Raw genomic sequence first — 231 nt, 5'->3', positions numbered from 1 at the left:
GGCAACTTTAAAGTAATTCTCAATTTGCCATCTTCGGGCGTATAGTTGAATGATCTCTTGTGGCTGAAGGCCTAACTGAGTCGTTGCCAGTACTAGGTAGTCATCTTGACGGGCCCGATTAGCCACAAATACCAAGCGAAGCTTGAATTTTGGGTTCCCGACGTGCGCTTCGACAAAGCAGCTGTATTGATAAGCTTGCTTGGGTTGATATTTTGAGGCCTGCAGTCGCTT

Annotated in this window: 1 protein-coding gene; it reads right to left on the bottom strand. The window is 46.8% G+C overall.

All coding sequences use genetic code 11. The features are described from left to right. Nucleotides 1-231: transposase (locus LPKJCM_RS11715; RefSeq protein ID WP_165758613.1), on the bottom strand; the 231-nt coding region annotated here is incomplete at both ends.

The organism is Lentilactobacillus parakefiri, from assembly GCF_002157585.1.
GTDB lineage: Bacteria > Bacillota > Bacilli > Lactobacillales > Lactobacillaceae > Lentilactobacillus > Lentilactobacillus parakefiri.
This window is presented reverse-complemented; position numbering and strand designations above follow the sequence as displayed.